The organism is Streptomyces sp. NPDC059994 (genome assembly GCF_042737755.1).
Classification (GTDB): Bacteria; Actinomycetota; Actinomycetes; order Streptomycetales; family Streptomycetaceae; genus Streptomyces.
This window is the reverse complement of sequence record NZ_JBHWUR010000194.1, coordinates 1-6,542: the sequence shown is the minus strand read 5'-3', so window position 1 is coordinate 6,542 and position 6,542 is coordinate 1. Positions and strand designations below refer to the sequence as shown.

The following is a 6,542-nucleotide window of genomic DNA, read 5'->3' as shown; positions in this document are numbered from 1 at the left end:
TTGAGACTTCGAACGCCTCCCTCAACGGCGCGGGAGCCCTGTGCGTTGCGCGACCGCCTGCATCACCCGATCAGTGGGCACACTGAAAACGCTCACTGAGCCGGGCGACGATCCGAGCGTCGACGGCATCGGCGTACTGCCGGTCGGCAGCCAGCTGTTGTACGTGGCGGGTGGCACTGGCGAGCTTGCGGGTGGCTTTTGCCAGGGTCGACTGCGCGGCGGTGATGGTTTCGGTCAGCAGGTCCCGCAGATGGTGAGCCTGTTCCTGGGTCAGGGCGTGCGCGCCCTGGGCGGTAATGCCGCAGTGCTCGGTGAGCCAGGCGTCGGCGTCCGCCAGCGGTTCCTCGGGGCTGGGTGACCATTGAGTGGCCAGCGCATTGAGACTGGCTTGGAGTACTTGGTGGGCGCCGTCCAGGGAACTCGCGGTCAGTGCCGCTGCGTTGGCCTTGTCCTTGAGGGCGTGGTGCTGCTCGGTGTAGGCGGTGTGGTCGCGATCGGCCTGCTCGGCCTCCTGCCGGGTTTCTCGCGCTGCGGTCTCAGCCGCTTCAGGCCCAGAGAGGTCGGCCAGAGAATCCGTCGCGGTTCCTGCGTCGCCGAGCTTCTGGCTGGCGGACGCTTCGGCCTCCACGGCCTGCTCGGCCCGCATGGCACTGCGCGTTGCGTGCTCGCCAGCCTCACTGGCATCGTGCTCAGCCTGCTCCACAGCGCGGTCACGGCGGTCCGGGGCTTGGGCCTCAGGACGTGCGGCGAGCTCGGCGGTGAGTGCACGGGTGGCGTCGTCCAACGCAGCCAGGGCCGTGTCCGCCGTCTCCAACCGGCCAGCGGTAATGGCAAGGTCGGTACGCAACTGGGTGTCTGCCGTATCGGACTCATAGGCGGTCCGGGCGTTGGTGAATCGTTCCTGCAAGGCGTCCAGGGACGAGCGCTCCAAGGTCCGCTGGTTCAGACTCACGTCCGGATCCTCGGGCGCCAAGGTGGCGAGCTTGCGCAGCGCGCTGCGGTGTCGTTTCAGATCCTGCCTGCAGAGCGTTTCGTCACGCCGGTAACGCTGCTCGGCTTTGCGGGCGTCCTTCTTGGCGCTGGTGGCCAGACGCGCCTGTTCCTGCCGGTCGGCCTGGTGCTGCTGCGCAGAGTCACGTTGCTCTCGCAGGTCGCTGGTGCGCTGTGCCTGCTCAGCCACCTGCCGGGTTCGTTCCTCGCTGGCCGCCACCTGTCGCAGACGACCGGTGGCCTCGGTGAGCTTCTGCTGGATCCGGTCGCGTTCGGACAGTACCTGCCGACGACTCATCTGCTGAGCTTCGAGCTTGTCCTTCCAACCGTCTCTTCGGGACTCGGCCCGGTCCAGGGATTCCTGGAGCCGCTGGCGAGGAGCGGTCCCGAAGGCTTCCAGATGCGCAGTCAGCTCGCGGACCAGCGTCTGGTCGCGATCCTGAGCAGTGGTGATGTGCTGACAGCGCTCCGCGCTTTCGCTGATACGGGTCCGGAGCCGTACCTGCTCCTCGTCGGCGGCCTGGGGCTCCAGAGCTGCCCGCTGGACGGGGAAGACGGCATGGACATCGGCGCGGCCCGCGTCGGTGAGGCGGGCGCGGGCGGTGGCGCTGTCGCAGACTGAGATCACCGAGCGAGTGCTCACACCGGTAGCAGCGATATGACGGCGCAGATCCTGGTCATCAACGTCGCCTAGGACGACGATGCCGCCGACGACGTCGGGAGCCTTGGCGATTGCGGCGGCGTGCTGGCGGGGAGGCAGCGAGTCTCGCAGGAACTGAAGACCGCTGACCGCTTCCACCGAGATGTCAGCAGCCTTGAGCGCGGCCAGGGCGCGTTCGGTCTCCAGCGGCGCGGGGAGATAGCCCTCGGTCTCCAGGCAGGCCAGGGCCCGCCGGTCGGCAGCCACGGCGAGCTGCTCGGCGATCAGCGCATCCCGCGCCCGCGTGATCTCCTGGTCCAGCACCTTCAGCAGGGGATAGCCGGCGACATCGAAGTCCAGGCCATTCCCGGCGGCTACTTCGTCGTCCAGCAGCGCTAGTTCGGCCAGCCGGGGGTGGCGGGCCAGGAGCTCCTGCTGTGCACGGAGCTGGCTCCAACGGTCCCAGATCCGGTCGTACTCGTTGGTTGCTTCCCGCCAGTGCCTGTCGGCCGTCTCCCGGTCATCGGCCAGTTCCGCGAGCTGTTCAGCCAGCTCCTTGAGGCGTACCTGACCGCGCGTCAACTGGGTGTCCAGCTGGGCAGTGTTGGCTGACCAGCGGGCGTGGGCCTCCTCCGGAGTCTCCTCCTGCTCCAGTAGGCCGTCCGTACGGGCTCGAGAGATCAGGGCGTCGATCTTCTTCAGGGACTGCTGCAGGCGGGCAACGCTGCTACGGGCCTGCTCCGCAGCGACCAGGTGCTGTGTCTCGGCATGGTCCGCCGTCTTCCCCTCGCGTTCGGCATCCTTGACGCGCTGCGTGAGTTCCGCGGACTCGGCCTCGCGCTCCTCAATAACCTGGGTGAGCTTGGCGCGCAACATCGCGCCGGCGCTTTCCATCGCCTCCCGCAGCGGGGCAGCGTCATGAACACGACGGGTGAGCAGGGAGTTCAACTCGGCTTGCTCGCGTTCCAGGCCCTCGCGCTCCAGGTGGATATGAACCGACTGCCAGGCCCTCCTGCGCGCTTCGGCCTTCTCCTTGGCGGCTTCGGCCCGCTCCTGGTCGGCACGGCGGGCCCTGGTGGTGAGAACGGCAGCCGCGAGGTCGAGAACATCGGCCCGCTGCCGGCGCTCTTCGGCGCGGCAACGCGCCTGTTCGGCCTTCTGCTGCGCCTGGCTGGCACCGGCGGCCAACGACGCCTTCTGCGCGGTGAGGGCGTCGCGACGGGCACCGATCCATGTACAGGCCAGCTCGCCGGCCGCGTGGGCGGCGGCCATCTGCCCATTGAGGGCCGCTGTGTCGGCAACAGCCTGCTGCAATGGCCGCAGACGGGTGATAGCGCCCGTCAGGAACCGTAGTTCGAGTTCACGGGCGGGCCGCTTGGCCAGTCGCTCTGCTTGGCTCTTGAGGTTGGCGCGCACGGTCGTGGGCTGGGTGGGGTCGACGACCAGGTCGATGAGGAGCTCCAGGAACCCCTCGGCGCTGTCGAACTGGAAGAGTTCGGTTATCGCCCCCTCGTCGAGGTTCATCCGGCGCTGCACCTGCAGCAGCCGCGGATCGAGCCGACGGTTGGACAGCATCTTCTCCCACGTGCTGTGGCTGCCGTCGTTCACGATCTGGAGGTCCAGGTGGTGATCTGCCTGCATCATCTGGGTGAGGGCCTCCAGGTAGCCCTTCTTGCTGCGCCAGCCGCCCAGCGTGTGCACGGGCAGGGTGGTGAGGCCGGTGGCCCCGGAGGGGCGAAGGGTGTACCAGGCGCGCTGGAGTTTGTCCCAGGCATCGTCGTCGTTAGCCGGGCGGTGTCCGTCGGGCCATTGGTAGACGGCGCCGGTGATCAGCGCGGGGATCCCGAAGGGAGAGGCGTCGTCCTCCCATTCCGCGATGACGTGGGCGGGTTTGCCTTCCAGGACGTAGTCGATCAGGCCCTTCTTCTTCGTGTAGCCGATGAAGTCGGCCTTGCCGGGCAACAGCAGGTTGAAGAACAGTGCGAGCAGGCTGGACTTGCCGCCGCCGTTGCGCAGCCAGATGATGGCGTCGCTGATCTGCCCGTTGGGGTCGGTGAGGTCCAGCACGGTGCCGTTGAAGCGGGCGTCCTTGTGGCCGATGTTTTCCAGCCGGATCCGGCGCAGTCGCAGCATGTTCAGTTCTCCTCGGCGGCAGCAGGGTGGGGGTCGGTGTCCGCGATCTGCTGACGGCGTACATCGGTGATCTTTTGGTAGGCGGGCAAGGCGGCGGCGCCGGCGACCTGCAGGCGGAAGCTGTTCAGCAGCCGGTACTCCAGTGGTCCCAGGGCTCTGGCCTGTTGGGCGTAGCCCTGACCGACGAGCCAGTCCAGGACGGGCTTGATCTTGCCGAGGCTGGAGGATGCGGCCAGTTGCCCGGTCTTGGTCAGCCGGTGTGGGGACAGCGCGTCGTACGCATTCCAGGCGGCCTGGGCGGCCGCTGCTGCGGGCAGCAGCCCGGCGTCATCCTCGGCCTCCTCGCGGAGCCGGTGGATCAGGTGGCGGACGAACGCGTCGATCTCCTTGACCGAGACCCGCTTGATCGTCTCCTCTTCCAGATCCGCGGCGGTGGGGTAGGCATGCGCGGCGATCGCCACATGGATCAGCCCGTAGACCAGCCGGTCCTTGGGGTCGCGCATCTTGGCCGGCAGGTCGGCGAGCTTGAAGGCGAACAGCCCCCCGGTCACAGCCGACACTCTCAGGCCCTCCTCGGAATGGGCCGTGATGACGTTCAGCGTCATGCCCTCAGCGATGGCATCGGCCACCTCCCGGAAGGCGGGCGAGGACCGGTAGCGCTCCACGAGCTCGTGGTAGTCGGCGTCACCCAGCGGTTTGCGGCGCGGCTGGCACGCGTAGCGCACCAGCCGGGCCGCATCGGATATCTGCTGGGTACGCGGGGCGGTGGTGGTGCTCATCAAGCGGCCTCTTCTGTTGCAACGTGGCGCACGGCGGGCGCGGGAAGGGTGAGCAGGTCGCTGCCCTGGTGGGTGGCCGAGGTCAGGGAGGTGCCGTCGTCCAGCACGATGAGCTCAGAGGCCATCAGGCTTCTCAGCCGGACGGCCGGGTCCGGGTCGGCGGTATCTGCTTCGGCGTCCTCGGGGTTGGGCGCAAAAGCACGCAGCACGCTCAGCGCCACCAGGTCGGTGACCACGGGGCCCAAGGGCGCGGCATCGGCCAGCAGCTGCGACAACCGCATCGGCCCGCCCAGGGCCTGAGTGAGGACGGTGAGTGCCTGTTCCCAGACGATGCTGTCGTAGGCTGGTGCTGTATCCAGTCCGTCGTCGATGATCTCTACGTCTTCGTCGGGGAACGCGGCCAGGTTCTCGCGCGGCGGAGTGAGCAACATCGGATACAGATCCGCCAGGACCGGCAGGGCGCCGACGACCGGACCACACACTGCCTCGGCGAACGCCTCCGCGACGTCCAGAGCCTCGGGCCAGTCCAGGTTCAGCAGCGGAGTGAAGACGTCTTCCTTCATCGCGACCGTTTGCAGCTGCGCGGGGGGCCGGAACCGTTGGGCGGCCTGGGCATCCAGGAAGGTCGGTTCCGCACGCATGACCTGCCCGTGAAGTTCCGAGTGGCGCGTGTAGGCGCGCTGCAGCAGGTCCAGTACCCGTCCGCAGGCTTGCCGCACTTGGTCATCTCCGAAGCCGCTGTGGGCCTGGCGCAGCCGGTCGATGAGGTCACCCTCGGCTGCAAGACGTTCGGTGAGGTGCTCGCGCGCTTCGTTCAGCAGCTCGGGTGCCCGCTGGTTCCAGTCGACCGACGCCACATCGCGTTCCGTCGCCACCAGCACGGTGCGCACCCGCTCGGCATAGGCGACTGACAGACGCAGGCTCTGAGCCGCGCTCTGCTCGGCCCGGCTCCACTGGCCGCCCTCGATCTGGCGACGCAGCACCGTGTCCATCGCCGCCTGCGCATCCTCCACCGCCAGGTCCAGACCGCTCAACAACACATTGATCGCCTCGCTGCTGGCCCGGACCACGGGATTGCCGGAGCGGTGCGGCTCCTCGCGGACCAGATGGAACCGCACTGGCTGCATCTGGTGACCGTCACGGAAGTCACTGCAATCAACAGTGAAATCCGCCCCGCCGGCGTCGTCGTTGAGCAGGCCCCGCCACACGAACCGGGCCACGGCCACGTGCTCGTCGTGGGAGCGGTCCGGCGCGGACCGCTCCGCCATCCCGCTCAAGAAGCGCACGATCTCCTCGGTAGTGGCCTCATCCTCCAGCCCTTGTCGCGAGACCACGGCATCCAGCGCCGCCAACGCCAAACTCACCAGGTCATACCGCTGCCGCGGGAACGGCTGAGGTCCCGGGCGTCGTGCCAAGTCGTGCAGCGTCCCCGAAAGAGCGAGGGACACCCGCCGCCGCATGAATCCGGGGGCTCGGACCAGCTCCTGCCACTCGGGCGCGGCCACTGCAGACTGCCCGAGCTCAGCGAACAGATCACGCTCGTCCGCCGTCAGGCCCTCCGATTCATAGGTATCTGGATCCACGCGATATGGATCATGTTCCTCATTCTTGTTATATGCCATCGTTTCTGTATGTCAGGCATATCTGACATTACTTCTCGCGCGGGTCTAGATATGCCCTGTGACCTGGGAAGACTCCGGAGCGCTCACGCATCATCGCGACGCCGACGTGCGGTGGCGGAGCTCGCGATGGCAAAGCGAGCCACAGAACGAGCGCGGCCACGATTAGCGTTGCGCTGACTGCTGCAGCGCATTCGTTGGCGATCTTCGAGAGGTCTGGCGGCCATGGCATGGACGACGAAAGCATCCGAGCTGCTACACCAGGGGCCCTTCGTCGCCCTACACTCTGAGCGTTTTCAGTGTGCCCACTGATCGGGTGATGCAGGCGGTCGCGCAACGCACAGGGCTCCCGCGCCGTTGAGGGAGGCGTTCGAAGTCTCA

The 6,542-nt window shown here is 67.6% G+C and carries 3 protein-coding genes; all 3 read right to left on the bottom strand.

What is annotated here, in order from left to right; all coding sequences use genetic code 11:
• Positions 1–70: 70 nt before the first annotated feature.
• From ACFWA7_RS39450 to ACFWA7_RS39440, 3 genes are read right to left on the bottom strand one after another with little or no spacing between them, the layout of a single operon-like run.
• On the bottom strand, positions 71–3,763 hold the full coding sequence (locus ACFWA7_RS39450; protein ID WP_385827984.1) for a hypothetical protein: 3,693 nt from the start codon (positions 3,761–3,763) through the stop codon (positions 71–73).
• Between the two features lie 2 nt (positions 3,764–3,765).
• Positions 3,766–4,542, bottom strand: coding sequence for a hypothetical protein (locus ACFWA7_RS39445; RefSeq protein ID WP_385547169.1), 777 nt, complete (start codon positions 4,540–4,542; stop codon positions 3,766–3,768).
• Complete coding sequence (locus ACFWA7_RS39440; RefSeq protein WP_385547166.1) at positions 4,542–6,164, bottom strand: hypothetical protein; 1,623 nt, start codon at positions 6,162–6,164, stop codon at positions 4,542–4,544. The genes ACFWA7_RS39445 and ACFWA7_RS39440 overlap by 1 nt, the downstream gene beginning before the upstream one ends.
• Positions 6,165–6,542: the final 378 nt, after the last annotated feature.

Excerpts from the sequence above, each read along its gene's own strand:
- ACFWA7_RS39450 (WP_385827984.1), bottom strand. The coding sequence starts at position 3,763 with ATGCTGCGACTGCGCCGGATCCGGCTGGAAAACATCGGCCACAAGGAC.
- ACFWA7_RS39445 (WP_385547169.1), bottom strand. The coding sequence starts at position 4,542 with ATGAGCACCACCACCGCCCCGCGTACCCAGCAGATATCCGATGCGGCC.
- ACFWA7_RS39440 (WP_385547166.1), bottom strand. The coding sequence starts at position 6,164 with ATGGCATATAACAAGAATGAGGAACATGATCCATATCGCGTGGATCCA.